At 66.1% G+C, this 25,525-nt stretch carries 23 protein-coding genes; all 23 read right to left on the bottom strand.

What is annotated here, in order from left to right; translation table 11 throughout:
- Positions 1 to 350: 350 nt before the first annotated feature.
- Positions 351 to 1,613, bottom strand: coding sequence for a UDP-N-acetylglucosamine 1-carboxyvinyltransferase (gene murA, locus AB0L57_RS24705; RefSeq protein ID WP_364966552.1), 1,263 nt, complete (start codon positions 1,611 to 1,613; stop codon positions 351 to 353).
- An 87-nt stretch (positions 1,614 to 1,700) separates the two neighbouring features.
- Positions 1,701 to 2,309: a cob(I)yrinic acid a,c-diamide adenosyltransferase gene (locus AB0L57_RS24710; protein ID WP_364966554.1), complete on the bottom strand. Its 609-nt coding sequence runs from the start codon at positions 2,307 to 2,309 to the stop codon at positions 1,701 to 1,703.
- Positions 2,310 to 2,333: 24 nt separating this feature from the next.
- Entirely contained in the window at positions 2,334 to 2,756 is a 423-nt protein-coding gene (locus AB0L57_RS24715) for a DUF2550 domain-containing protein (RefSeq protein WP_364966556.1), read from the bottom strand.
- 353 nt (positions 2,757 to 3,109) lie between these two features.
- Positions 3,110 to 3,484 (bottom strand): F0F1 ATP synthase subunit epsilon, encoded by a 375-nt coding sequence (locus tag AB0L57_RS24720; protein WP_364966559.1) that lies wholly within the window; start codon positions 3,482 to 3,484, stop codon positions 3,110 to 3,112.
- A 5-nt stretch (positions 3,485 to 3,489) separates the two neighbouring features.
- Positions 3,490 to 4,938 carry a F0F1 ATP synthase subunit beta gene (atpD, locus tag AB0L57_RS24725; RefSeq protein WP_364966560.1) on the bottom strand — a complete coding sequence of 483 codons (1,449 nt, stop codon included), beginning with the start codon at positions 4,936 to 4,938 and terminating at the stop codon, positions 3,490 to 3,492.
- A 99-nt stretch (positions 4,939 to 5,037) separates the two neighbouring features.
- The gene (locus tag AB0L57_RS24730) at positions 5,038 to 6,006 is read right to left on the bottom strand and encodes a F0F1 ATP synthase subunit gamma (RefSeq protein WP_364966563.1); all 969 of its coding nucleotides are present in this window, start codon (positions 6,004 to 6,006) and stop codon (positions 5,038 to 5,040) included.
- 129 nt (positions 6,007 to 6,135) lie between these two features.
- Positions 6,136 to 7,776, bottom strand: coding sequence for a F0F1 ATP synthase subunit alpha (gene atpA, locus AB0L57_RS24735; RefSeq protein WP_364966566.1), 1,641 nt, complete (start codon positions 7,774 to 7,776; stop codon positions 6,136 to 6,138).
- Positions 7,777 to 7,845: 69 nt separating this feature from the next.
- Positions 7,846 to 8,655, bottom strand: coding sequence for a F0F1 ATP synthase subunit delta (locus AB0L57_RS24740; protein WP_364966568.1), 810 nt, complete (start codon positions 8,653 to 8,655; stop codon positions 7,846 to 7,848).
- 88 nt (positions 8,656 to 8,743) lie between these two features.
- On the bottom strand, positions 8,744 to 9,298 hold the full coding sequence (locus AB0L57_RS24745) for a F0F1 ATP synthase subunit B (protein WP_364966570.1): 555 nt from the start codon (positions 9,296 to 9,298) through the stop codon (positions 8,744 to 8,746).
- 5 nt (positions 9,299 to 9,303) lie between these two features.
- Positions 9,304 to 9,552, bottom strand: coding sequence for an ATP synthase F0 subunit C (locus AB0L57_RS24750; protein WP_025347580.1), 249 nt, complete (start codon positions 9,550 to 9,552; stop codon positions 9,304 to 9,306).
- Between the two features lie 70 nt (positions 9,553 to 9,622).
- Positions 9,623 to 10,417 (bottom strand): F0F1 ATP synthase subunit A, encoded by a 795-nt coding sequence (gene atpB / locus AB0L57_RS24755; RefSeq protein ID WP_364966573.1) that lies wholly within the window; start codon positions 10,415 to 10,417, stop codon positions 9,623 to 9,625.
- A gap of 297 nt (positions 10,418 to 10,714) precedes the next feature.
- A complete protein-coding gene (locus AB0L57_RS24760) occupies positions 10,715 to 11,167 on the bottom strand; it encodes a hypothetical protein (RefSeq protein ID WP_237755111.1) in 453 nt (150 codons plus the stop codon).
- Positions 11,168 to 11,173: 6 nt separating this feature from the next.
- Positions 11,174 to 12,340, bottom strand: coding sequence for an MraY family glycosyltransferase (locus AB0L57_RS24765; protein ID WP_364966575.1), 1,167 nt, complete (start codon positions 12,338 to 12,340; stop codon positions 11,174 to 11,176).
- Positions 12,341 to 12,351: 11 nt separating this feature from the next.
- Entirely contained in the window at positions 12,352 to 13,017 is a 666-nt protein-coding gene (locus tag AB0L57_RS24770; RefSeq protein ID WP_364966577.1) for an L-threonylcarbamoyladenylate synthase, read from the bottom strand.
- Positions 13,018 to 13,312: 295 nt separating this feature from the next.
- Positions 13,313 to 14,218 carry a peptide chain release factor N(5)-glutamine methyltransferase gene (gene prmC / locus AB0L57_RS24775; RefSeq protein WP_364966579.1) on the bottom strand — a complete coding sequence of 302 codons (906 nt, stop codon included), beginning with the start codon at positions 14,216 to 14,218 and terminating at the stop codon, positions 13,313 to 13,315.
- A 16-nt stretch (positions 14,219 to 14,234) separates the two neighbouring features.
- Positions 14,235 to 15,317 carry a peptide chain release factor 1 gene (prfA, locus tag AB0L57_RS24780; protein WP_364966581.1) on the bottom strand — a complete coding sequence of 361 codons (1,083 nt, stop codon included), beginning with the start codon at positions 15,315 to 15,317 and terminating at the stop codon, positions 14,235 to 14,237.
- A gap of 88 nt (positions 15,318 to 15,405) precedes the next feature.
- Entirely contained in the window at positions 15,406 to 15,657 is a 252-nt protein-coding gene (gene rpmE, locus AB0L57_RS24785; protein WP_025347573.1) for a 50S ribosomal protein L31, read from the bottom strand.
- Between the two features lie 835 nt (positions 15,658 to 16,492).
- Positions 16,493 to 18,559: a transcription termination factor Rho gene (gene rho, locus AB0L57_RS24790; RefSeq protein ID WP_364966584.1), complete on the bottom strand. Its 2,067-nt coding sequence runs from the start codon at positions 18,557 to 18,559 to the stop codon at positions 16,493 to 16,495.
- 342 nt (positions 18,560 to 18,901) lie between these two features.
- Complete coding sequence (thrB, locus tag AB0L57_RS24795) at positions 18,902 to 19,861, bottom strand: homoserine kinase (RefSeq protein WP_364966586.1); 960 nt, start codon at positions 19,859 to 19,861, stop codon at positions 18,902 to 18,904.
- A gap of 25 nt (positions 19,862 to 19,886) precedes the next feature.
- Positions 19,887 to 20,978 carry a threonine synthase gene (thrC, locus tag AB0L57_RS24800; RefSeq protein WP_364966589.1) on the bottom strand — a complete coding sequence of 364 codons (1,092 nt, stop codon included), beginning with the start codon at positions 20,976 to 20,978 and terminating at the stop codon, positions 19,887 to 19,889.
- On the bottom strand, positions 20,975 to 22,369 hold the full coding sequence (locus AB0L57_RS24805; protein WP_364966592.1) for a homoserine dehydrogenase: 1,395 nt from the start codon (positions 22,367 to 22,369) through the stop codon (positions 20,975 to 20,977). Before AB0L57_RS24805 ends, thrC begins: the two co-directional genes overlap by 4 nt.
- Positions 22,366 to 23,796, bottom strand: coding sequence for a diaminopimelate decarboxylase (lysA, locus tag AB0L57_RS24810; RefSeq protein WP_364966595.1), 1,431 nt, complete (start codon positions 23,794 to 23,796; stop codon positions 22,366 to 22,368). Before lysA ends, AB0L57_RS24805 begins: the two co-directional genes overlap by 4 nt.
- 52 nt (positions 23,797 to 23,848) lie before the next feature.
- A complete protein-coding gene (gene argS, locus AB0L57_RS24815; RefSeq protein ID WP_364966598.1) occupies positions 23,849 to 25,507 on the bottom strand; it encodes an arginine--tRNA ligase in 1,659 nt (552 codons plus the stop codon).
- Between the last annotated feature and the right edge of the window lie 18 nt (positions 25,508 to 25,525).

The raw sequence follows: 25,525 nt of genomic DNA on the forward strand, positions 1-25,525 counted from the left end.
CGACCCTCACACGGGGGGCGAGAATCGGAACCAAAATAAATATTTGGCACTGACATTCATCGACACACTATTGAGTTCTCAAAGAACACACGCACACACCATCGCCCAGATTGTCATCTGCTTGATCGGTGAGGCAACTTTTCCAGCTTAGCTCAGCCATTCGCCTCGAACCAAATCGAGGGTCTCGGTTGAGCCAGTGTGATCGTCAGGCGCTCTCCGTACGACCTCGTTTTCCCCTTGCCTCTCGGCTCCGGGTCGGTGTCCGTGTCGCTCTGACCTGGAATAAGTTACGTGGCGGTGGAATCTATGTCAAATCGCCTGGTCAGGAAGACGTTTGGATGTCTTCCCGGCTACGCCGAGGTGCCGACCCGCTCGACCATGGCGCCCAGGGATCGCAGATTCTCCACGAACTGGGGATAGCCGCGGTCGATGTGGAAGACATCGTGGACCTCGGTCACGCCGTCGGCGACCAGACCCGCGAGCACCAGCCCGGCGCCGGCGCGGATATCCGACGACCAGACCGGAGCGCTGGACAGTCGCGGAATTCCCCGCACCACCGCGTGATGGCCGTCGGTGCGCGCGTCGGCGCCCAATCGGATCATCTCTTCGACGAAACGGAAACGTGCCTCGAAGATGTTCTCGGTGATCATCGACGTGCCGTCGGCGATGGTCGCCAGACCGATGGCCATCGGCTGCAGGTCGGTGGGGAATCCGGGAAACGGCAGGGTCGAGAAGTTGACCGCGGTCGGCCGCTCGGGCTGCTCGATCCGGAAACCGTTGGGTTCGAACGACACTCGCGCCCCGGCGGAACGCAGCTTGTCCAGCACCAGGGACAGGTGCTTGGGGTTCAGTCCGGTGACCCGCACATCGCCCCTCGTCATGGCGGCGGCGATGCCCCAGGTCGCGGCCACGATCCGGTCGCCGATGACCTGATGCGTGGTGGGGGCGAGCTTGCGTACCCCGGTGATCGTCAGGACCGAGGTGCCGGCGCCGTCGATGCGCGCACCCATACGGGCGAGCATCGTGCACAGGTCCACGATCTCCGGCTCACGCGCGGCATTGTCGATGACCGTCTCGCCTTCGGCGAGCACCGCGGCCATCAGGATGTTCTCCGTGGCGCCGACCGATGGGAAGTCCAGCCGGATACGGGCGCCCTGCAGTTCGTCGGCGCGAGCGACCAGGCAACCATGTTCGATCTCGCTGGTCGCACCGAGCAGCCGCAGACCGGCCTGGTGCATATCCAGCGGACGGGAGCCGATCGCGTCGCCACCGGGCAGGGCGACCACGGCACGTTTGCAACGCGCCATCAGCGGCCCCAGTACACAGACCGACGCCCGGAACTGGGTCACGGCGGGAAAATCGGCGTGGTACTTCGGTTCGGCGGGAGTCGTGATCGTCACCACCGAACCGTCGACGGTGACATCGCAGCCCAGGCCACGCAACACCTCGGCCATCAACGGGACATCCAGGATGTCCGGGCAGTTCGTGATGGTGGTCGTACCTTCAGCCAGCAGGGCGGCGGCCATCAGCTTGAGCACGCTGTTTTTCGCGCCCCCCACCGAGACCTCACCGACCAGGCGATTGCCGCCGGTCACCAGAAACCGTTCACTCACAGCGCCTCCTCGCCGACGCTCGACGGTGCTGTGCGTGTCGCACGCTGTGTCAATTGTTCGCTCGCAAGCTCGCTCACGGGGGCCAGCCTAACGGGACGACTGATCGGTCGCGGCAGGTCCGCCGGTCTCCGCTCCCCCCGGACGCCAGAGCACATCACCGTCCGGATTGGCCACCCGGCCGAGAATGAACAGCAGATCGGACAGGCGATTGAGGTACTTCGCCGGCAGGGCGCCGATGTCGTCGGGATGCTCGTCGACTGCCGCCCAAGCCGAGCGTTCCGCACGGCGCGCCACCGTGCGCGCGGTGTGCAGCAGCGCGGCCAAGGGGGTCCCGCCGGGCAGGATGAACGAATTCAGCGGCGCCAGTTCGGAATTGAACTCGTCACACCACTGCTCGAGCCGATCGATGTAGTCCTGTGTGATGCGCAGCGGCGGATACTTCGGTTCCGCCACCACCGGCGTGGACAGATCGGCGCCGGCATCGAACAGATCGTTCTGCACCCGGCGCAACACCTCGGCGATGCGCGGCTCCGGGTCGCCCAGCGCGAGGGCGACACCCAGTGCGGCGTTGGTCTCGTCGCAATCGGCGTAGGCAACCAGACGCGCATCGGTCTTCGACACCCGGGAGAAGTCACTCAGACCGGTGGTTCCGTCGTCGCCGGTGCGGGTATAGATCTTCGTCAGATGCACACTCATAGCTGGTGATCACCTATTTTTCGGTCAACGTCCCGGTCGGCGCCGGATACGTTCGGAGGGCCGCGATTCGACCCAGGACAGGAACGCCGTCAGGGCGGGGCGGTCCAGTGCCAATTCGTAGCTGCCGTCACCGTCGGAGACCGCGATCACGACGATGTCGTCGGTCATGATGTCGTACTCGTCCCCCACCGGGGAACGCCGATCGACCACCTCGATGCCCAGTCGCCGGATGGTCGAGTCCGGCCCCAGCTTCAGACTGGTGAGTTTGTAGAAGACCAGGCGGGATTCGCCGTATCGAATCAGACCGTGCCGCCAACCCTGGCCACCATCGGCCGGAAGTACGCGCAGAATTGCCGCGGTGCCGCCCCGGCGCAACATGATCAAGCGATACAGCGATACCAGCGCCACGCCGACCAGCAGCAGCACCAGAATGATCAGAAGCACCATCCCGGTCCGCAATCCAGGCCCGTCCCTTCGATTCGCCCCTGTGCCGTCGCCAGCGCCGTGCCATCCCCGTACAAGGCCGCTCCGGCTGCGAGTCTACAAACCGGGGCGAGATGGCACACAGCCGGTACATCCGTTCCACAAACGAGAATATCGGCCGATTCGGCAATTCGGAGGAAGGTGATGGGAAGCACAGTGGCGCAACGACATTCAGAACCGGTGTCGAATGTCCTCGGAGACCGGTGACACCGGGCTTCAGCACAGCGGGCGAGAAGGCCGTCCGCCGCCCTGAACGACCGTGTGGCGGCCCGGGGATACCCGGACCGCCACACGTCGTGATTGTTCGCGGCAGCGAATCAGGAATTCGCCGCCTCGACCGCGCGCACCCGCGCGGTCGCCGCATTCTGCTCCTGTTCGGAGGCATTCGGATCGGCCAGCACCGCACGTGCGGCATCGATGTCGACATCGCCCGCGAATTCGGCCGACTCGGCGAGAATCCGGACGGCCGCACCCGTGCAGGAGAAGAACCCACCGTGCACGGCGGCGACGATCCGCTCACCTTCGGCGCTCTCGATGGTCACGATGCCACCCTCGACCAGCTGGCCGAGGACGGGCTCGTGACCGTGCAGAATACCGATCTGACCTTCCGTGGTCTGGGCGCTGACGAAACTCGCCTGGCCCGACCACAGCCGCCGTTCGATGGCGACCAGATCAACTGACATGTCTGCCATGGTGACTACTTCCCGGCGATCTTCTTCGCGGCCGCCTCGACGTCGTCCAGGCCACCGCAGGAGTTGAACGCCTGCTCTGGCAGGTGGTCGAACTCGCCCTTGCAGACCCGCTCGAAGTCGTCGATGGTCTGCTCCAGCGGCACGACCGAACCCGGCTGGCCGGTGAACTTCTCGGCCACGATGAAGTTCTGGCCGAGGAACTTCTCCAGACGACGGGCGCGGCCGACGAGGACCTTGTCCTCTTCGGAGAGCTCGTCCATACCGAGGATGGCGATGATGTCCTGCAGTTCCTTGTACTTCTGCAGGATGCGCTTGACCTCGTTGGCCACCGCGAAGTGTCGCTCGCCGACGATCGAGGCCTCGAGGATACGAGAGGTCGAGGTCAGCGGGTCGACGGCCGGGTAGATACCCTTCTGCGAAATCGGGCGGGAAAGCTCGGTGGTCGCATCCAGGTGGGCGAAGGTGGTCGCCGGCGCCGGGTCGGTGTAGTCGTCGGCGGGAACGTAGATCGCCTGCATCGAGGTGATCGAACGACCACGGGTCGAGGTGATGCGCTCCTGCAGCTGACCCATCTCGTCCGCCAGGGTCGGCTGGTAACCGACGGCCGAAGGCATACGACCCAGCAGGGTCGAGACCTCGGAACCGGCCTGGGTGAAACGGAAGATGTTGTCGATGAACAGCAGCACGTCCTGGCCCTGCACATCGCGGAAGTACTCCGCCATGGTCAGCGCGGACAGCGCCACACGCATACGGGTGCCCGGCGGCTCGTCCATCTGGCCGAAGACGAGGGCGGTGTCCTGAAGGACGCCCATCTCTTCCATTTCCAGGTGGAGGTCGGTGCCCTCACGGGTGCGCTCACCGACGCCGGCGAACACCGACGTGCCGGAGAACTCACGCGCGATACGGGTGATCATCTCCTGGATCAGAACGGTCTTGCCGACACCGGCACCACCGAACAGACCGATCTTGCCGCCCTTGACGTACGGGGTCAGCAGGTCGATGACCTTGATGCCCGTTTCCAGGATCTCGGTCTTGCCCTCGAGCTGGTCGAAAGCCGGCGGCTGGCGGTGGATGCCCCACTGCTCGCCGTCGCGGCCCAGGCCGGGGGTGTCGAGGCAGTCGCCGAGGGCGTTGAAGACGTGGCCCTTGGTGATGTCACCGACGGGGACCGAGATCGGCTTACCGGTGTCGGACACCGGAACGCCGCGAACCAGGCCGTCGGTCGGCTGCATCGAAATGGTGCGGACGATGTTGTCGCCCAGGTGCTGCGCGACCTCGAGGGTCAGGGTCTTGGCCACCGACGGCAGGGTGATGTCGGCGTGCAGAGCGTTGAACAGCTCCGGGATCGCGCCGCGCGGGAACTCGACGTCGACGACGGGGCCGGCGACCCGGACGACGCGGCCTGTGCCAGCGCCCGCCCGGCTCGTGTTTTCTTGTGTGACAGCTGCGGTCATCTTTTCTCTCCGAGTTGATTGCGGCATTCGCGGGGCCCTACGTGGTTACGCAAGCTTCCTCCTTCGGGCCCGTCGCTCATACCGCGGTGGGCGCGTGGTCTAGTCGCGATCCGAGCTCGCCAGCGCGTTCGCACCGCCGACAATTTCACTGATTTCCTGCGTGATGTTGGCCTGCCGGATCGAGTTCGCCTGACGGGTCAGGTTGTTGACCAGATCGGTGGCGTTGTCGGTGGCGGCCTTCATTGCGGTGCGGCGCGCGGCCGACTCCGAGGCCGCGGCCTCGAGCAACGACGAGTAGATGCGGGTGTTGATGTACTTCGGCAGCAAGGCGCCGAGCAGCTTGTCCGCATCCGGTTCGAACTCGTACAGCGACGTGATGGTCGCATCGGGCGAGTCGGTCAGCATGTCCTCGCCGAGTTCGAAGTTCTCGTCGACGAAACTCACCTGGATCGGAGCCAGCCGGCGTACCTCGGGAACCTGCGAGAGCATCGACACGAAGCGCGTGTAGACGATGTGGATCTCGTCCACACCCTCGATCGTGCCCGCTCCGTTCGGTGCGGCGACCTCACTGTCCGAACCCGCCATGAACACATCCACCAGGTGCCGGCACGCGGACGAGGCGTCGGTGTAGTGCGGCTGCTGCGAGAAACCGGTCCACGATCCGGACACCGAACGGCGGCGGAACGTGTAGTAGGTCAGGCCCTTGTTGCCCATCACATACAGCACCGGCTCCTTGCCCTCGGAGCGCAGCGTCGTCATCAGCTCTTCGGCGCGCTTGAGCACATTGGAGTTGTAGCCACCACACATACCGCTGTCACTGGTGATGACCAGGATGGCGGCACGGCGCGCGGATGGCCGCTCGGTGAGCAGCGGATGGTTGAGATTCGAGGACGCGCCGGCCAGTTCGCCGAGCACCTTCGTGATCTCTTCCGCATAAGGCTTCGCGGCAGCAACCCGGGCCTGGGCCTTGCTGATTCGCGAGGTCGCGATCAGTTCCTGGGCCTTGGTGATCTTCTTGATCGAGCTCACGCCACGAATACGGGAGCGCAATTCACGCAAGTTTGCCATCAGCGGTTCACACTCCCTTCGGTATCTGATTGCGGCATGGCGCGGGGCGCTACGTGGTCACCCACGCTGCCTCCTTCGCACCCATCGCGCATGCCGCGCGTCGGATCGGTACGCATCGTCGGACCCGGCTTACTTCTCGACGTGCTTGCGGGTGACCGACAGCGACTCGACCTCTTCGTGATCCAGCTCGCCGGCGTCGGCCTCGTTCACCACACGACTGCCGTCCGAAGCCAGGAAGCCCTGCTTGAAACGCTCGGTCTCGGCCTTGAGGGCATCGGCGGGCTCACCTTCGAGCTTCTTCGAACCACCCTGGAGGGCATCGAAGGAACCCTGCGCCTTGTTGTGCAGGTGCTCGAGCAGCTCGGTGTTGAAGCGCCGCACGTCGGCGACCGGAACCGAGTCGAAGTAACCGGCGTCGACCAGGTAGATCGACACGATCTGGTTCTCGACGGCGACCGGCGAGTACTGGTCCTGCTTGAGCAGCTCCACCCAGCGCGCACCGCGCTCGAGCTGTGCCAGGGAGGCCGCGTCCAGGTCGGAGGCGAAGGCGGAGAACGCCTCGAGCTCACGGTAGGAGGCCAGCTCCAGACGCAGCGAACCGGCGACTGCCTTCATCGCCTTGGTCTGGGCGGCGCCACCGACACGGGAGACGGAGGTACCGACGTTGATGGCCGGTCGCACACCCTTGTTGAACAGGTCGGACTCGAGGAAGACCTGACCGTCGGTGATGGAGATGACGTTGGTCGGGATGAAGGCCGAGATGTCGTTGGCCTTGGTCTCGATGATCGGCAGACCCGTCATCGAACCCGCGCCCATCGCGTCGGACAGCTTCGCACAACGCTCCAGCAGACGGGAGTGCAGGTAGAAGACGTCACCGGGGTACGCCTCGCGGCCCGGCGGGCGGCGCAGCAGCAGCGAGATGGCGCGGTAGGCCTCGGCCTGCTTGGACAGGTCGTCGAACACGATCAGGACGTGCTTGCCCTGGTACATCCAGTGCTGGCCGAGCGCGGAACCGGTGTAGGGCGCGAGCCACTTGAAACCGGCGGAGTCGGATGCGGGCGCGGCAACAATCGTGGTGTATTCCATCGCGCCGTGCGCCTCGAGCGCGGACTTCACACCGGCGATGGTGGAGCCCTTCTGGCCGATCGCGACGTAGATGCAGCGCATCTGCTTGGTCGGATCGCCGGACTCCCAGTTGGCCTTCTGGTTCAGGATGGCGTCGATGCAGACCGCGGTCTTACCGGTCTTGCGGTCGCCGATGACCAGCTGACGCTGGCCACGGCCGATGGCGGTCAGCGCGTCGATGGCGGTGATGCCGGTGGCCATCGGCTCCTCGACCGGCTGGCGCTCCAGCACGGTCGCGGCCTGCAGCTCCAGCACGCGGCGCTCATCGGACTCGATGTCGCCCAGGCCGTCGATCGGCTTGCCGAGCGGGTCGATGACGCGGCCGAGGAACTTGTCGCCGACCGGCACCGAGAGCACGTCACCGGTGCGGCGGACCTGCTGGCCCTCTTCGATGCCGTCGAACTCGCCCAGGATGACCGCACCGATCTCGTCCGGGTCGAGGTTCAGCGCGACGCCCAGCACACCGCCGGGGAATTCGAGGATCTCGTTGGTCATCGCCGACGGCAGGCCACTGACGTGCGCGATGCCGTCACTGGTGTCGGTGACCGTACCGATCTCCTCGATGGAGGTCTCGGGGGTGTAGCTCTGGGTGTAGCTCTCGATCGCGCTACGGATCTCATCGGGGGAGATCGTCAGCTCCGCCATGGTTCTTCCTGCTCTCGCTGTGGTCTGGAATGTCGGGGTGGGTGCCGGGCCGATTCGGCTGGGTCCGGCCTACGCCAGGGCTTGGCGCAAACGCTGCAGTCGGCCGACGGCGCTGCCGTCGATGACGTCGTCGCCGATGTGCACGACGACGCCGGCCAGCAGGGCCGGGTCGACCTGCACGTGGATGGTGACCGGCTTGTCGTAGATGCGCTGCAGCGATGCGGCGAGTTGATCCCGCTGCTGCGGCGTGAGGGCCGTCGCCGAACGAACGTGCGCGACGATCTGCTTGCGCAGCGACGCCGCCAGATCGGACAGCTGGTCGAAGGCGACGCCGACATCACCGTGCGAGCGACCGACCGCCTGCTCGGCCAGCTGCATGGTGACGTCTTCGACCTTGCCGGTGAGCAGCCGCGCCAGTAGATCCCGCTTGGCCTGTGCCGGCTTGCCGCGGTCGGTGAGCGCCTGCTCCAGATCCGGGTTGTCCTCGACGGTGCGACCCAGCCGGAAGAGTTCGTCCTCGACGGCGTCGATGCGTCCGCGGTCGGCCGCGGACCGCAACAGCGCCTCCTGCCCGAGCAGCACCAGCGTGTCGACCAGATCCCGGGTACGGGACCAGTTCTGCGCGACGGCAGTGGTCAGCACGGCCTGGGTGGCCGCGCTGATCTTGCCGCCGAACACACGCTCGGCCAGATCGGCGCGCACCGAACTCGCCACCGACTTATCCGCGAGCGCCACACGCAGCGAACGCTGGTCGTCGAGCACGGCGACTACGGCGAACAGTTCGGAGCCCGTCGTGGCGGCGACGGAGTCACTCCCGGTGAGTGCGGCCGAAAGAGCCTCCCGCGCACGGGAACTCGCCTCGCGGCTCGCTGCGTACATGCTTCCCACTTTCACTGTGTTGAATTCCGGGGCCCGGTGTGGTCGTGCCGGTGACTTGCATCACCGGACAAGACCTCTCAGGCGCAGGTTACCTTCCGACCCCGATACTGGCCGTCTGATCCAGCTCGGTCAGGAACCGATCGATGGACGCCGCCTGCTTGGCTTCGTCCGCCACGGACTGTCCGATGATCTTTTCGGCCAGGTCGACCGCGGTACGGCCGAGCTCGGACCGGAGCTCGGTCACGATCTGCTGACGCTGCGCGTCCAGCTGGGCGTGCCCCGCGGTCACGATGCGATCTGCCTCGGCCTGCGCCTCCGACCGCAGCTGAGCGAGGATCTGCTGGCCCTGGGTGCGCGCTTCCTCACGGATGCGTGCCGCCTCGAGCCGGGCCTCCGCCAGCTGCTGCTGGTACTGCTGCAGGGTCTCCTGAGCCTCGGCCTGAGCGACCTCGGCCTTGGCCATGCCGCCTTCGATCTTCTCCGAGCGCTCGTCGAGCACCTTGGTCAACCGAGGAACCACGTACTTGTAGAACAGGACCCCGATGACGACAACGCACACCAACGACCAGACGATGTCGTATGGCTCCGGAATGAGAGGGTTCTTGTCCTCTGCATTCTCGGCGAGCAAATACATGCTGTTCATCGGAATCAGAAGATGAAGCCGGCGACGAGACCGATCAGAGCCAGGGCCTCGGTGAACGCGATACCCAGGAACATGTTGGTCCGGATGGTGCCCTGCAGCTCGGGCTGACGGGCGATGCCCTCGATCGCCTTACCGACGACGATGCCGACGCCGACACCCGGGCCGATGGCGGCCAGACCGTAACCGATAGCGCCGTAGCCCTTGACACGATCCGAGGTCTGGGCGAGTTCGGCGGCCACGTAGGAGAGGCTCATGAGATTTCTTTCCCTTTCTGTTGCCCACCCGCCAGGCGGCGTGCGGGGCAGTTTTTGTGCGGTTGTGCGGTCAGTGCGAGTCGGCGTGCTCGGCGAGGCTGATGTACACAGCGGTCAACAGCGCGAACACGTAGGCCTGCAGGAAGATCACCAGAAGCTCGAACAGGGTGAATCCGAATCCCGCGAGCAAGGAGAACGGCGAGAAGACCTTCATCCACGAAGCGGCGTCGAAGAGGAAGAACTGGGTGGCGCTGAAGAACAGCACCAGCATGATGTGACCGGACAGCATGTTGGCCATGAGTCGGACGGTCAGCGTGAACGGGCGCAGGATGAAGGTCGAGACGAACTCGATCGGGATCAGCAGCACATGTAGCGCAACCGGCACATTCGGGACGACGACCGACGAGCGCATGTATTTCCAGAAGCCGTACTTCCGGATACCCACGTAGTTGAACGTGATGTAAGCGATGGCCGCCAGCACGATCGGCATTCCGACACGTGCGTTCGAGGAAATGTTCAACAGCGGTATGACGCTGGAGAAGTTCAGGAACAGCACTGTGAAGAAGATCGTGGCGATCAGCGGGAAAAACCTGCGGCCGGTCTTCTTGCCGAGCACTTCATCGCAGATCTGCTCACGAACGAACAACAGGCCGATTTCCGCGATGTTCTGCAGACCGCGAGGAACGAGGCGAGGGCTGCGGAAGGCGAGCAACATGACCGCAATCAGCACCGCCGCCATGATGAGGCGAACCATCATCAACCGGTCGATCTCGAAAGGTGTCCCCCCGAACAGCAGTGCATCAGGGAAGAAGTCTTGTAGCGAAGGCGCGTGGAACTCGCCCGCCAGAGTGGTGACGCTCAGCATTCTCTCCCGTGTTCGGCCGTGGGACACGTTCCATCCCACGGTTCGATCGGACATTGACGATCAGGTGGTCGACTCAGGTCGGCTCGAAGTTCGTCAGCAGCTGCGCGGGAAGACCCGCCGTGGCGTCTGTACGTCGGCGACATCGTCGACGGTGCAGGGCCGGCACTTCTCACCGAAGGTCCGGCACGGCAGCAAGCATAACCTCTACCACCGGTAACGATGCGATCGCCCCTGCGGATCGGTTGCTTACGGTAAAGAGTTTACCAAGCTATCTACGACAACGTGTAGGGGGTCGGCTCAAACGTTCGAACGATCTTGATCCGCGGACCCCGCCGGCGGATCGATCACCGGAACTCGTTGGCGCAGAAGTCCGTACGTCTCCGCCCCGAGAACAATCAGCAACGCACCGACGACGGTCAGGAACAGCGTGCCGGGGCTGTAGAAATCGAACCGGTGCAAGATCGCCACGACGACCATCACGACCAGAAGTTTGCCGATCCAGCTCGCCAGCATCACCATGCCCTGAATACCGGACTCCAATTTCGCACTGAAGAGGACGAGGGCGGCGGTGGTCAGAATGAAGAATCCACCGATGGCCGAGCCGATCAACGCCCCCCAGAAACCGGCCCAGCCCGCGACTATCGAGCCGACGACGACCGAAACCAGGACCAGGACGCACAATCCGGCGATGCCGTAACGCAGCGCTGCGCGTAGCGGGGCATCGGGGTGCAATTCGGGTGCCGTGCTCACGGTTGGCTACTTTACTCGGTCCTTACCTGCGACGCTGCGGAGCCCGGGAAGGGACCGCAGAGATGGGACCGCCGTCACAACGAGAGCGAATAACAAACCAGCCGCGAACAGCAGAACAACCACCCGCCGGTCCATCAACGACGTACCGACCGCCGCGAATGCGAGGACGCCGACCCATAGATAGATCAACAAGACCACGCGGCGATGAGAATGCCCGATCTGCAACAAACGGTGGTGCAGATGCATTTTGTCCGGTGTGGAGAAACTCACGCCCGCCCGCACACGACGGACGATTGCCAGTACCAGATCCAGGACCGGAATGAACATCACCGCTCCCACGAGCAACAGCGGTGACAACAGACCCACGATGTCGTGCGGCCCGTATCCGGTGAGCGGAATTCGACCGGAGGCACCGGTGGATACCGCGGCGAGCAACAAACCGATCAACATCGATCCGGAATCGCCCATGAATATTCGGGCCGGATTGAAATTGTGTGGCAGAAATCCCAGACACCCACCGGCCAGCGCGGCCGCGAGCAGGGCCGGCGGATAGCCGTCGGTGGCCCCGCCCTGCTGGTAGAGCAACCCCACGGTGAATACGAAGACGGCGGCCGCGGCGATCAGGCCCAGACCGGCGGCCAGGCCGTCGAGGCCGTCGACGAAATTCATCGCGTTGATCATGGTGACCGTGATGGCCACCGTCACCACGCCGCCCTGCAATTGATCGAGCACCACGGTGGTGTTGCTGAACGGGTTGTAGATGGCCACCCAGCTCAGTCCCATGACCGCCATGACTCCGGCAGCGGTGATCTGGCCGACGAATTTGGTGAGCGCGTCCAGCCCCCAGCGGTCGTCGACGATGCCGACCAGCACGATCAGGGTTCCGGCCACCAGGACCGCCGGAATATCGCGTGGGTAGTCGAAGCCACGGCGCAGGGCGGGCAGTTGATGAGCGAACAGCGCCGCGGCCAGGACGCCCAGATAGATGCCGACCCCGCCCATCCGCGGAATCGGCTCGAGGTGGACATCGCGATCGCGCGGCACCGCGATGGCACCGAATCCGATGGCCAGCAGCCGGATTCCACCGGTGGACAGCATGGTCACCACCGCGGACACCAGCAGGACCAGAAGGAGTTCGCGCAGCGGGACGACGGCGCCCTGACTGAATACCATCTACCAGGCCGTCAGCGGGTGGTCTCGGGAGCGAGTTCGTCCGGTGACATGCCGAGAACCTCGGCCACCCGATCGGTGGTCACCGCACCGGCCCGCAGCACCCGCGGCCGATCACCGGTCAGGTCCACGATCGTGGAGGGCACGCCGTGTTCGGCCTGCCCGCCGTCCAGATACACGCCCACCTGCTCCCCCAGCTGGGCACGGGCCTCGGCCACCGTCGCCGCGGGCGGCTGCCCCGACACGTTCGCGCTCGACACCGCCATGGGCCCCACCTCGCGCAGCAGTTCCAGCGCGATCGGGTGCAGCGGCATGCGCAACATCACCGTGCCGCGGGCGTCGCCGAGATCCCACGCCAGCGACGGCGCCTGCTGCACGACCAGACTCAGGCCGCCGGGCCAGAAGGCACGGATCAGGTCACGCGCCTGTGGTTGCACGGAGAACACGAGTCCGTCGATGGTGTTCCACGAACCCACCAGCACCGGAACCGGCATGTCGCGCCCGCGCCGCTTGGCCGCGAGCAGGGCGGCCACGGCCGCGGAATCGAACGCGTCCGCGGCGATTCCGTAGACCGTATCGGTGGGAATGACGGCCAGCCGTCCGGATTTCAGGGTCGTGCGCGCGGCGGTCAGCCCAGCGGCACGAGAATCGGGATCGGAGCAGTCGTAGACGGTACTCACGGCGGTGAGTCTATTGAATGTGTCTCGTGGCACGTTGTCCGGCGTCGGGCCCGGGCCCGACGGCACGGATCGAATCGACGGTCGCGTGGCAGGTATCGGGCGCCAGAAACCATCGGGCACATTCTGTTGCCCCCGTTGTCCCTGGAAAGCAACCATCGACGGCACGGACAGCAACCAGTGGGCACACTGGCGATTCTCGGGTTCGATCGGACCACACCCTGCCGGATGAGCGTGCCGGACGGCCCGTGCGATCGATGCCTTCCGACGCCACGATCCGATGTCCGCGGATGAGCGCCTATCGGTCTCGCCGCCGCGCCGCGACGAAGCGCGGCCGCCCGGCCAGATCGGGATGTTCGACGATGTCGGTGAACCCACCCTGTCGCTCGAACAGCGCGGCAACCTGCGGACCGTGGGAATCGTCATGTTCGACGGCGGCGACACCCGCGGGGCGCAGCAAGCGGGCGATGGTGTCGATCATCGGCGCGATCACCGACAGCCCGTCCGGGCCGCCGAACAGCGCCAGATGCGGATCATGTTCGGCCACTTCGGGATCCAGCCGGGTATCGGCCGGTATGTAGGGCGGATTCGCGACGACCACGTCGGCCCGGCCGTTCAGCGCGGCCAGCACCCCGGAGTCGGTGACATCTCCGGCGTGCACCGAGATCGGCGTATCCCCCTGCGCCGCTTGCCGATCGGCGTTGCGTTGCGCCCAGTGCCGTGCGGCGGGGTCGATTTCGACCGCGTGCACCTGGGCGTCCGGACGGGCATTGGCGATCGCCAGCGCGAGCGCACCCGATCCCGTGCACAGATCGACCGCGATCGGCGGATGCTCGTGTCCGGCGGCTTCGAGCCGAGCCAGCGCCCACGCGAAGATCAGCTCGGTCTCCGGGCGTGGAACGAAAACCCCCGGACCGACCTCCAGATCCACCTCCCCCATGGACGCGAGGCCGGTCAGATGCTGCAGCGGCACCCGCTGTGCGCGACGGGCCACCAGCCGGTGGAACCGATCGAGCTGTTGCGGGGTCACCATCGGAATCAGCGCCAGTCGCGAGCGCTCCACCTCGAGGATGTGCGCGGCCAGATACTCGGCATCGATCTGCGGGCTGGGCACACCGGCCGCGGCCAGATCGCGCGCGGCCTCGATGATCGCGGGGCGCAACGCGACCCGGTGCTGCCCCGCCTCTGCTGTGTTGGTGCCCATCCGCGGGCCTCGCTTCCTACTCCGCGGCCAGACGGGCGGCGCGATCCGCCTCGCCGAGCGCGTCGAGCAGAGCGTCGAGTTCGCCGTCGAGAACCGAATCGAGGTTGTGCGCCTTGAAACCGATGCGGTGATCGGTGATGCGGTTCTCCGGGAAGTTGTAGGTGCGGATGCGCTCGGAGCGGTCGACCGTGCGGATCTGCGACGCACGACCGGCGGCGGCGTCGGCATCGGCCTGTTCCTCGGCGAGCGCTTGCAGCCGCGCGGACAGCACCTGCATGGCACGCAGCTTGTTCTGTAGCTGTGAACGCTCGTTCTGGCAGGTCACGACGATGCCGGTCGGCAGATGAGTGATACGGACGGCCGAGTCGGTGGTGTTCACACCCTGACCACCCTTACCGGAGGACCGATAGACGTCGATGCGCAGATCGGATTCGTCGATCTGCACCTGTTCGACCTCGTCCGGTTCCGGATAGATCAGGACGCCGGCCGCGGAGGTGTGGATACGGCCCTGGGATTCGGTGACCGGCACCCGCTGCACGCGATGTACCCCGCCCTCGAATTTGAACCTCGACCAGACACCGTCGCGACTGGGCTCGCGGCTCTTGATCGACAGGGTCGCCTCTTTGTATCCGCCCAGGTCGGAGACGTTGGTGTCGAGAATCTCGACCTTCCATCCGTGCCGTTCGGCGTAGCGGACGTACATGCGCGCCAGGTCGGCGGCGAACAGTGCCGACTCCTCACCGCCCTCACCCGACTTCACCTCGAGGACGACATCGTCGGAATCGTGCGGATCGCGCGGTGCGAGCAGGTCGGTGAGGATCTTCTCGAGCTCCTCCACCTGCTGTTCGAGGCCGGGCACCTCGGCAGCGAAGGACGCATCGTCGGCCGCGAGTTCACGGGCGGCGGCCAGATCGTCGCGGGCCGTCGTGAGCTTGGAGTATGTCGACATGACCGGCGCCAATTCGGCGAACCGCTTACCGACGCGCCGGGCCTCGGCCGGGTCGTTGTGCAGCGCCGGATCGGACAGCTGCGTCTCCAGGCCGGCGTGTTCGGCCAGGATGTCGTCGATGGCGGATGGGGCCGTGATCTTGTCGGCCATGGCGGTTATGCCTCCTGCTCGGAGTATCGGACACCAGAAACACACCAACGCCCGGCCTGCGGAGGCAGGACGGGCGTTGGCGGGGTAGCTACTTGGCTTCCGAACTCTCGGACTGCGCGGCCTCGGCCTTCTTGGCGCGCTTGCCGTAGCGGGCCTCGAAGCGGGCGACGCGGCCGCCGGTGTCGAGGATCTTCTGCTTGCCCGTGTAGAACGGGTGGCACTGCGAGCAGACCTCGACGGTGATGTGGCCCGACTCCTTGGTGCTGTGAGTCTGGAAGGTGTTGCCGCAACCGCAGACAACGGTGGTCGGCACGTATGCCGGGTGAATTCCTGCCTTCATGGGTGTCCTCTCTGCATGGCCCCGGGTCGCCCGGCCCACAGCATCTGCTGTGCGACCTCGATGGACGTGAACCGGAACCGACTAGGCGGGATGGTCTGCCGATCGCAGACGCACCGGCGATCCAGTATGCCAGAACCGCCGATACGCACGCACAACGCACCCCGCACGGGAATTGTTCCCTCCCGCCTCGCGCCATGGTCGCCCTCGAAATCCAGGCCCCAGGAAGTCACGGCACGCAGCTTTTCGGCCCTCGAGCGACGCGGAAAACGAGTAGTGACCTACTCGGGAATGTGAACACCTTTGTTCGTAGATTCGTTTCAGGAGTACAGGCCCATGCCGAACGAACCGACGACGCGAGGTACAGCAGTGATTTTCCAGGTCGTACGGGGGGTGACCAGGTCCAGAGCACCGGCGCGAGATGCGCCGGAATCGCACCGCAGGCGCGTGCTGCCGGGGGGTACGCACGCGAAGGAGATCTACGCCGGCGCCGTCTTGGCGGTCTTGGCCATGATGGTGGCGGCCGGCTGGATCACCGCATCGGCGCGGCCCGCTCCGGCACCCACGCCACCACCCGCCGACGCGCCGGCCTACGACTTCGCCGCGACCTCGGTCTACACCGGCTCGATCACCGGGGCCACCGCCCTGATCCTGATCGGCTTGATCGCGGGTGGCGCCGTCGTGGGAATGCTGCTCTACTCACCACGTCCGCCACGGTCCGGGTCGAAGGGCGACGGCCGGACCCGGCGACACCCGTCAGACACCTGCGCGGCCCCGCCGAAGCGGGGCCGCACAGGAAGTTCTCGCAAGGCGAGGCGGTATTGCGGTGGTACTGCCTTTACTCGTCCAGTGCACCCGGTGCGGTCTTCGAGACCGTCATCAAGAATTCGACGTTGCTCTTCGACTTCTTCAGACGGTCGATGAGCAGATCGATCGCCTGCTGCGAATCCAGACCCGACAACACCCTGCGCAGCTTGTGAATGACCGCCATCTCGTCGGGCGACATGAGCAGCTCGTCGTGGCGGGTGCTGGAGGGGTTGATGTCGACGGCCGGGAACACGCGCCGCTCGGCGATCTTGCGATCGAGCTTGAGCTCCGCGTTACCGGTGCCCTTGAACTCCTCGAAGATGACCGTGTCACCGGTGGAACCGGTCTCCACCATCGCGGTCGCGATGATGGTCAGCGAGCCACCGTTCTCGATGTTGCGGGCCGCGCCGAGGAACCGCTTGGGCGGGTACAGCGCGGTGGAGTCCACACCACCGGACAGGATGCGACCAGAGGCCGGCGAGGAGTTGTTGTACGCACGACCCAGACGGGTGATCGAGTCGAGCAGAACCACGACGTCCTGACCCATCTCGACCAGGCGCTTGGCACGCTCGATGGCGAGCTCGGCGACCGAGGTGTGATCGCCCGGCGGACGGTCGAACGTGGAGGCGATCACCTCGCCGCGCACCGAGCGCTGCATATCGGTGACCTCTTCGGGACGTTCGTCCACCAGCACCACCATCAGGTAGCACTCCGGGTTGTTGGTGGCGATCGCGTTCGCGATGTCCTGCAGGATCGTGGTCTTACCGGCCTTCGGCGGCGACACGATCAGGGCACGCTGTCCCTTACCGATCGGCATGATCAGATCGATCACACGGGTGGTCAGCTTGTTCTGCGCGGTCTCGAGCCGCAGCCGCTGGTTCGGATACAGCGGAGTCAGCTTGTTGAATTCCGGGCGGCGCTTGGAGGATTCGATATCCGAGCCGTTGACCGTGTCCAGCCGCACCAGCGGATCGAACTTCTGGCGCTGATTGCTCTGGTCACCCTCACGCGGCGCGCGGACCGCACCGGTGATCGCGTCACCGCGGCGCAGGCCGTTCTTACGGACCAGGTTCATCGACACATACACGTCGTTCGAACCGGCCAGGTAGCCCGAGGTCCGCACGAACGCGTAGTTGTCGAGGACATCGAGGATGCCCGCGACCGGCTGCAGGACATCGTCATCGCGCAGCTCGACATCGCGGCTCTCGCCACCGTCGCGATCGCGACCACCACGACGACGCTCCCGGAACCGGCGTCCGCGGCGACCGCGCCCGCCTTCCTCGTCGTCACCACCGCGGTCACCGCCACGTGCGGAACCGTTCTGGCCGGACTGGTTCTGACCACCGGCCTGGTTACGGTCGCGGCGGCGCTCGCCCGAATCCTGATCCGACTTGGTGTCGCCGGCGTTCTCGTTCTTCGACTCGCCCTTGGTCTCGGCGCGCTCGCCACGGTTGTCACCGCGCTCACCGCGGTTGTCACCGCCCTCGCCACGCTGATCGCGACCACGACGCTGCCGGCCACGGCCACGCTGGCCACCGTCCCGGCCGGAGTCGTCACCCGAATCGGCCGGGCGCGCAGCGGATTCCGCATTGTCCGCCTTCGCGGGCGCCTCCGTCTTCGCAGGGGCGGCCTCGGCCGACGCGGAATCGGCGACACCGTCGAGCGTCTGCTGCTGCCCGCGCGCGGCACCGTTGCGGTTCTTGGCGCGATCCTTACCGCCCGTCTCGGCGGTCTTGGAGGTCTCGTTCTTCGACGGCGCACCGGACTCGGTCGCTACGTCGGCATTCGACGCGGGAGCCGCGCCGGCATCGGCGGATTTCGCATCGCCTCGGCCACCGCGCGCGGGCTTGCCGGCGGAGGCCTGGTTTTCCTTGATGGCGGCGATGAGATCGCCCTTACGCATTCCGGATGTGCCTCGGATACCGAGCTCTCCGGCAAGCGCACGCAACTGCGGCAACAACATTCCAGTCAGCCCCGATCGTGCGACGTCGGTATGTTCGCTCATCTTCGAAATCTGTCCGGAGTCACTTTCGCGGCCGGCCGAGGGATCAGCTGTGGTGTCCACCCCGGGTGTCGCGAGCAGGTCCGTATCTGTCACGGAGATCCTTTCCTTCCCTCGATTGCCGTGTGCATATTCGAGGGTTCGTCCCGAAGCCCGATCACCGTGCCGAGCTCGGATGCCGTATCGCCTGCCCCGCCGGACCGATGGAACAACCACCTGGTCACGGCCACCGGTTCATTGAATGGGATTGATCATTCCAGTCGCTGTCCCCCGAATCGAGGTCGAAGTCCCGAGTGATTCGAGCCCCCGAGCCACCGAGCCTGAGCAAGGAGCCTGCTGGAGCGATTGCCCTGATGAAGCACCGGCGTCTGACGCGCACGATGTACGGACTCGCTCAGGATAGCTCTGTCTGATCAGGTCAGCAAGGCAGCCACGCCGTCAATCCACGCGTACGCCTGCGGAAATATCCGGTTCGACCACGCGCAGGCCGTCGTCGGTTGCCAGTTTCCGCAGGTCATCCGGAAATTCTTCGGTGCCCAGCGCAAGGATGGTCGGGCCCGCGCCCGACACCGTCGCGGCAAGACCCGCCGTGCGCAGACGAGCGATCCAGGTGGTGGTCAGCGGCAGCGCCGAGGATCGATAGCTCTGATGCAACCGATCCTGGGTGGCCGGCAGCAGCAGATCGGGACGATCGGTGAGCGCGACCACGGCCAGGGCCGACCGGCTGGCATTGAAGGCGGCATCGTGATGCGGCACCATCTCCGGCAGCAGGCCGCGGGTGTGCGCGGTCGAGGAGCGCTCCTCCGGGATCAGCACCGTGGCACGCAGGCTCGGATGCGGATCCAGCCGCACCGCGCGGTAAAGCCGCTGGTGGTGCTCGACGGACATACTCGCGTCGACCTCGGCGGCCCGATCGGACTCGGTCCACGACACCACGATTCCGCCGAGCACGCTGGCCGCCGCGTTGTCGGGATGACCCTCGAATTCCGAAGCCAGTTGCACCAATTCGGCATCCGAACCGGTGAGCGCCGGGTCGAATTTCGCGGCCAGGCCGCGCGCGGCCGCCAGCCCGCCGACCACGGCCGAGGCCGACGAACCCAAACCTCTCGAATGCGGAATCACATTGCGGCACAACACGTCCAGGCCATCGGCCCAGACTCCGGCCGCCTCCAGCCCCCGTTCGATCGCGCGAACCACGAGATGCGAAGGGCCCCAAGGAACGTCGTCGGCGCCCTCACCTTCCACTCGAATGGTAAGCCCCGAATCGGTGGTGCGCACGACGATCTCGTCGTACAGCCCCAAAGCGATACCGAGTGAGTCGAAACCGGGGCCGAGGTTGGCGCTCGAGGCCGGTACCCGCGCGGTGACGGTGATACCGGCCGGGAGCGTCCGCGTCATCAACTGACCTTCGCGCGAGCTCAACTCAGGCCAACTCGAGCTCGCGCGCCACCGCCACCGGGTCCACCGAGATCGCCTGTACCTGCGGCATCCCCAGCAGCGCGGTGTCGGGGTCCTTGAGGCCGTTACCGGTCACGGTGCACACGACGGTGAGACCGGGCTCGAGCCAGCCCTCGGCGCGCGCGGCCAGCAGACCCGCGACGCTGGCGGCCGATGCGGGCTCCACGAACACACCCTCGGTGCCCGCCACCAGGCGGTACGCGGCCAAGATCTCGTCGTCGGTGGCGGCGCGGAAGGCGCCGCCGGACTCCTCCTTCGCGGCCACCGCGCTGTTCCAGGACGCCGGTGCGCCGATGCGGATGGCGGTCGCGATGGTTTCGGGGTCTTTCACAGGTGCGCCATTGACCAGCGGCGCGGCCCCGGCGGCCTGCACGCCCAGCATGCGCGGACGGCTCGAGGTGAGACCGTCGGCGTGATACTCGCTGTAGCCCCGCCAGTACGCGGTGATGTTGCCCGCGTTACCCACCGGCAGCGCGTGCACATCGGGCGCCTTGCCCAGCACATCGCAGATCTCGAAGGCCGCGGTCTTCTGGCCCTCGATGCGGGCCGGATTGACCGAGTTCACCAGGCCGACCTCCGGAAAATCGGAGGTGACCTTGCGCGCCAGTTCGAGGCAGTCGTCGAAATTGCCCTCGACCTGGATGATCTTGGCGCCGAGCATGACCGCCTGGGCCAGTTTGCCCATCGCGATCTTGCCCTGCGGGATCAGCACGGCGCAGTGCATACCGGCGCGGGTGGCATAGGCGGCCGCCGATGCCGAGGTGTTGCCGGTGGAGGCGCACAGCACCGCCTTCTGGCCACGAGCCTTGGCATCGGTCATCGCCATGGTCATGCCGCGATCCTTGAACGATCCGGTCGGGTTCAGGCCCTCGACCTTGAGATACACCTCACAGCCGGTGAGCTCCGACAGGTGATGCGCGGGCACCAGCGGGGTGCCGCCCTCGAACAACGTGACCGGCTCCCAATCGGCGCCGACCGCGAGCCGATCCCGGTACGCGGCGATCAGTCCCGGCCAGGGCGTGTGCACGGCCGACGGCAGCGCTCCTGTCTGACTCATTCCTCGGTGCCTTCCAATCTCAAGACGCTGGTCACGGACGTGACGGAATCCAATTCGGCAAGTGCTGACACGGTATCGGCCAGCGCCGACTCCGGTGCGTGGTGGGTGACCACGACAAGTCGGGCGCCCTCGTCGTATCCCTCCTGGCGGACCGTCGAGATGCTGACACCGTGTTCGGCGAATTTGCCGGACACCGCCTGCAGAACCCCGGTGCGGTCGGCAACCTGCAGATTCACGTGATAGCGGGTCGGGATGTCACCGATCGGAGCGATCGGCAGCTCAGCATAGACCGATTCGCCCGGTGCGCGGCCACCGTAGAACTTGTTCCGGGCCGCCATCACCAGATCGCCCATGACAGCCGAGGCCGTCGGCGCACCGCCTGCGCCCTGGCCGTAGAACATCAACCGGCCCGCGTTCTCGGCCTCGACCACCACCGCGTTGAACGCGCCGTCGACCGAGGAGAGCGGATGCTTGCGCGGAATCAGCGCCGGATAGACCCGCACCGAAACCCGGTCCTTGCCGTCGGGACGTGCGGTGCCTTCGGGGGCGTCGACCGGCGAACCGTCCATCGACAGCCGCTCGCTGCCGGGCATCCGCTCGCAGATGGCCAGCAGTTTCACGGTGCAGCCGACGGCATCGGCGGTTTCGAGATCCTCGGAGGTGATCTTCGAGATGCCCTCGCGGTAGACATCGGCGGCGGTGACGCGGGTGTGGAAGGCCAGCGAGGCCAGGATCGCGGCCTTGGCGGCGGCGTCGTACCCCTCGACATCGGCGGTCGGATCGGCCTCGGCGTACCCGAGCCGGGTCGCCTCCGCCAGCGTGCCGCTGTAGTCGGCGCCGGTCTCGTCCATCGCCGAGAGAATGAAATTCGTTGTGCCGTTGACGATTCCGACCACCCGGTTCACCCGGTCGCCGGACATCGACTGGATCAGCGGGCGCACCACGGGGATGGCACCGGCGACCGCGGCCTCGAAGTACAGATCGGCGCGACTGCCCTCGGCCGCCGCCGCCAGCTCGCCGGTGTAGTCGGCCAGCAGCGCCTTGTTCGCGGTCACCACCGATTTGCCGCCGGTGAGCGCGGCCAGGATCAGCTTGCGCGCGGGATCGATACCGCCCATCACCTCGACGACGAGATCGACGTCGTCGCGGGCGACCAGCGCCTCGGCATCGGTGGTGAGCAGTTCGGCCGGGATGCCGCGGTCGACGTCGAGGCGGCGTACCGCCACACCGCGCAGCACGACCGGCGCGCCCACCCGCGAGCGCAGGTCATCGCTGTGCTCGCGCAGAATCCGCACCACCTCGGTACCGACGTTGCCCATGCCGAGCACCGCCACGCCGATGGGATGTTCGACGCCGAAACCGCCGCGGACCTGGTTGGCCGCCTCGGTCATGATTGCACCTCCGTCGCTTCCAGGCTCATCAGATCCGCCACCGTCTCCCGGCGCAACACCAGCCGGGCCCGGCCGTCGCGAACCGCGACGACAGCCGGACGAGTGAGCATGTTGTAGCGGCTGGCCATCGAATAGCAGTACGCGCCGGTGGCCGCGACCGCAACCAGATCCCCGGGGCCGACATCGGCCGGCATCCAGGTATCGCGGATGACGATATCGCCACTCTCGCAATGCTTTCCGACCACACGCGCCACGACCGGGGCGGCCTCGCTGGAGCGAGAGACCAACCGGCAGTCGTAGTCGGCCTGATACAGCGCGGGCCGGATGTTGTCACTCATGCCACCGTCGACGCTGACGTAACGGCGCTGCGCACCGGCATCGAGGGTGACGTCCTTGGTCGTGCCCACCTCGTAGAGCGTGACCGTGCCCGGACCGGCGATCGCGCGGCCCGGTTCGACGGCGATGGTCGGGGTGCGCAGTCCGATCTGCGTGGCCTCGGCCTCGACCAGGTCGCGAACCTTGCCCGCGAACTCGTCCAGCGGCGGCGGATCGTCGCTCGGCAGGTATGAAATACCGAGTCCGCCACCGAGATCCAGAATCGCGATCTGTTCGGTGCGCTCGACGCCGAACTTCTCGATCGCCTCGTGCAGCAACCGCAGCATGCGCCGCGCGGAGATCTCGAAACCGTCGATGTCGAAGATCTGCGAGCCGATGTGGCTGTGCAGGCCGACCAGGCGCAGATTACGCGCCTCGAACACCCGCGCCAGCGCCTCCATCGCATCGCCCCCGGCGATCGAGAAGCCGAACTTCTGATCCTCGTGTGCGGTCGAAATGTATTCGTGGGTATGGGCTTCCACGCCTACGGTGACTCGAACCAGGACGTCCTGGACCACCCCGGCGAGTGCGGCGACCTCTTCCAGGCGCTCGATCTCGATCAGCGAGTCGACCACGATGTGCCCGACGCCCGCGGTCACCGCGAACTCCAGCTCCCCCACCGATTTGTTGTTGCCGTGCAACGCGATTCGCTCGGCCGGAAACCCGCCGTTCAGCGCGACAGCCAGTTCACCGCCGGAACACACATCCAGATGCAGCCCCTCGTCACGCACCCAGCGCGCGATCTCGCCGCAGAGAAAAGCCTTGGAGGCGTAGTGAACTCGTGCGCCGGGCCCGAACGCGCGGACCATGTCGCGGCACCGGGAGCGGAAGTCGTCCTCGTCCACGACGAACAGCGGCGTGCCGAATTCGGCCGCGAGGGCGGTGACCGGCACTCCGGCCAGCCGTACCTGTCCGTCGGCGTCTCGGGACGCGTTGCGCGGCCACACCTTCTCGGGCAGATCGATCATCTCGCGGGGGTCGGCAGGCCGCTCCGGGAGATTCGGAGCATGGGGGATCTCGGCGTGCCGCGGACCGGCCGGATGCGCACTCACAGTAATTCCTTCCTCGCACGATCACCGGAACGGCGGCGGCCGTTCCCGGCGTTCACATGCGCTCCGGTGCGGAAACGCCCAGCAGGGCGAGGCCGTTGGACAGCACCTGGCGGGTGGCGTCGACCAGTTGCAGGCGAGCGGCGTTGACCGGCTGCACCGGGTCGTCGTTCTGCGGCAGGATCCGCAGGGTCTTGTTGGTCTGGAAGCGGTGGTAGGCGCCCGCCAGTTCCTCCAGATACCGGGCGACACGATGCGGCTCGCGCAGGGTCGCGGCACTGGCGACGACGGCGGGGAACTCGCCGAGGGTACGGATGAGCTCACCTTCCTCGTCGGCGACGAGAAGGCTCAGATCCGGTGCGACACCGGCGAATCCGAACTCCGTGGCATTGCGCGCCACCGCGCAGGTGCGGGCGTGCGCGTACTGCACGTAATAGACCGGATTCTCGCTGCTCTGCTTGGTCCACAGATCCAGGTCGATATCGATACCGGAGTTGACCGAGCTGCGCACCAGCACGTACCTGGAAGCGTCGACGCCGATCGCCTCGACCAGATCGTCGAGGGTCACCACGGTGCCGGCGCGCTTGCTCATCCGCACCGCAACCCCGTCGCGCACCAGATTCACCATCTGGCCGATCAGCACCTCGACGGTGTCCGGATCGTCGCCGAAGGCGGCCGCGGCGGCCTTGAGCCGGCCGATGTAGCCGTGGTGGTCGGCGCCGAGCATGTAGATGCACAGATCGAAGCCGCGGGCGCGCTTGTTCTGGAAGTACGCGATATCGCCACCGATGTAGGCGGATTTGCCGTCGCTCTTGATGACGACGCGGTCCTTGTCGTCACCGTATTCGGTACTCGCGATCCACCAGGCGCCATCCTTCTCGTACAGATTGCCCGAGGCCTTGAGCTGTTCCAGCGCCTTCTCGACGGCACCGGATTCGAACAGCGAACTCTCGTTGAAGTAGACGTCGAAGTCGGTGCCGAAATCGTGCAGCGTCTGCTTGATGTGGGCGAACATCAGCTCGACGCCCTCGTGCCGGAACAGTTCGTGGCGCTGTTCGGCCGGCAGGTTCGCCGCATCGGGGTGCGCGGTGGTGATCTGCTCGGCGATCTCACCGATATACGCACCGGCATAACCGTTCTCGGGAGTCGGCGCACCGGTCGCAGCGGCCACCAGCGATTCGGCGAACCGGTCGATCTGGGCGCCGTGATCGTTGAAGTAGTACTCGCGGGTGACGTCGGCGCCCTGTGCGGCCAGGATGCGCCCCAGCGCGTCACCGACCGATGCCCAGCGGGTACCACCGAGATGGACCGGGCCGGTGGGGTTGGCGGAGACGAATTCCAGATTGATCTTCGTCCCGGCGAGCGACCGCGTGGTGCCGTAGTCCGTGCCCGCCGCCAGGATCTCCTCGACGATCGCGCCCTGTGCCGCCGCGGCGAGCCGGATGTTGAGAAAGCCCGGACCCGCCACATCGGCCGATTCGATTCCCTCGGTGGCGGCCAGCGCTTCGGCCAGCAGACCGGCCAGCTCGCGCGGATTCATTCCCGCCTTCTTGCCCACCTGCATGGCCACATTCGTGGCATAGTCTCCGTGTTCCGGATTACGGGGGCGCTCCACTTTGACCTCGTCGGGCAGGACCGAAGGGTCGGATCCACGTTCGACGAGCACCTTCGCCGCGGTCGCGCGAAGGAGATCTGCAAGGTCAGCTGGAGTCACGAGTGTCCATCCTATGGT

Source organism: Nocardia sp. NPDC052254 (assembly GCF_040679495.1).
Classification (GTDB): domain Bacteria; phylum Actinomycetota; class Actinomycetes; order Mycobacteriales; family Mycobacteriaceae; genus Nocardia.

Excerpts from the sequence above, each read along its gene's own strand:
- AB0L57_RS24710 (WP_364966554.1), bottom strand. The coding sequence starts at position 2,309 with ATGAGTGTGCATCTGACGAAGATCTATACCCGCACCGGCGACGACGGA.
- AB0L57_RS24715 (WP_364966556.1), bottom strand. The coding sequence starts at position 2,756 with ATGGTGCTTCTGATCATTCTGGTGCTGCTGCTGGTCGGCGTGGCGCTG.
- AB0L57_RS24720 (WP_364966559.1), bottom strand. The coding sequence starts at position 3,484 with ATGGCAGACATGTCAGTTGATCTGGTCGCCATCGAACGGCGGCTGTGG.
- atpD (WP_364966560.1), bottom strand. The coding sequence starts at position 4,938 with ATGACCGCAGCTGTCACACAAGAAAACACGAGCCGGGCGGGCGCTGGC.
- AB0L57_RS24730 (WP_364966563.1), bottom strand. The coding sequence starts at position 6,006 with ATGGCAAACTTGCGTGAATTGCGCTCCCGTATTCGTGGCGTGAGCTCG.
- atpA (WP_364966566.1), bottom strand. The coding sequence starts at position 7,776 with ATGGCGGAGCTGACGATCTCCCCCGATGAGATCCGTAGCGCGATCGAG.
- AB0L57_RS24740 (WP_364966568.1), bottom strand. The coding sequence starts at position 8,655 with ATGTACGCAGCGAGCCGCGAGGCGAGTTCCCGTGCGCGGGAGGCTCTT.
- AB0L57_RS24745 (WP_364966570.1), bottom strand. The coding sequence starts at position 9,298 with ATGAACAGCATGTATTTGCTCGCCGAGAATGCAGAGGACAAGAACCCT.
- AB0L57_RS24750 (WP_025347580.1), bottom strand. The coding sequence starts at position 9,552 with ATGAGCCTCTCCTACGTGGCCGCCGAACTCGCCCAGACCTCGGATCGT.
- atpB (WP_364966573.1), bottom strand. The coding sequence starts at position 10,417 with ATGCTGAGCGTCACCACTCTGGCGGGCGAGTTCCACGCGCCTTCGCTA.
- AB0L57_RS24765 (WP_364966575.1), bottom strand. The coding sequence starts at position 12,340 with ATGGTATTCAGTCAGGGCGCCGTCGTCCCGCTGCGCGAACTCCTTCTG.
- prmC (WP_364966579.1), bottom strand. The coding sequence starts at position 14,218 with ATGGGCACCAACACAGCAGAGGCGGGGCAGCACCGGGTCGCGTTGCGC.
- prfA (WP_364966581.1), bottom strand. The coding sequence starts at position 15,317 with ATGGCCGACAAGATCACGGCCCCATCCGCCATCGACGACATCCTGGCC.
- rpmE (WP_025347573.1), bottom strand. The coding sequence starts at position 15,657 with ATGAAGGCAGGAATTCACCCGGCATACGTGCCGACCACCGTTGTCTGC.
- thrB (WP_364966586.1), bottom strand. The coding sequence starts at position 19,861 with ATGACGCGGACGCTCCCGGCCGGTATCACCGTCACCGCGCGGGTACCG.
- thrC (WP_364966589.1), bottom strand. The coding sequence starts at position 20,978 with ATGAGTCAGACAGGAGCGCTGCCGTCGGCCGTGCACACGCCCTGGCCG.
- AB0L57_RS24805 (WP_364966592.1), bottom strand. The coding sequence starts at position 22,369 with ATGACCGAGGCGGCCAACCAGGTCCGCGGCGGTTTCGGCGTCGAACAT.